General features: G+C 44.3%; 1 protein-coding gene. It reads left to right on the top strand.

Annotated features, from left to right (window positions below; all coding sequences use genetic code 11):
• Nucleotides 1-510, top strand: a 510-nt coding sequence (locus tag QUF07_RS14085; RefSeq protein ID WP_502879049.1) for a nuclease/transposase family protein, incomplete at both ends; no start/stop codon positions are given.

Raw genomic sequence — 510 nt, 5'->3', positions numbered from 1 at the left:
CCATCCAATCAGCAAAAGCAGTTAATCAAACGTAACAGTGACGCAAGTCGTTTTATTTATAACGAAATGAATGGCATGAATCGCGAACTATATCAGTTGAAACAGGTTAAGATCCCGATTGGGATCGTCCAGCAACGCATCCAAACGCTTGAACAGCGGCTGAAAAGGCCGGCAACTGGCATCTCGAATATCCATGGCTGGTTGAATAATAATGATTTGGATAGTCTGATGAAAGCCAATGCAATCCAAAATTACCGAAGTGCCTGGAAAATGTTCCATAAGGTTCATCAATCGGGCACGCCGATTTTCCATCGCAAACGAACCGAGCAAAAGTATCAAACTTCCTGTCTGTATCCAGGAAAAGTGAAGTCTCCCAGCATGACTAATGGGAGTGTCCGCCTTTTGGATCACCAACATATTCAGATTCCTAAACTCGGTCGATTGCGTTTTCGAGGAATGCCGGCGAAAATATTGGCCAAAAAGAACGAGATTCGGATTGGAACCGTGACG

The sequence above is a fragment of the Lentilactobacillus sp. TOM.63 genome (assembly GCF_030361045.1).
Classification (GTDB): Bacteria; Bacillota; Bacilli; order Lactobacillales; family Lactobacillaceae; genus Lentilactobacillus; species Lentilactobacillus dabitei.
This window is presented reverse-complemented; position numbering and strand designations above follow the sequence as displayed.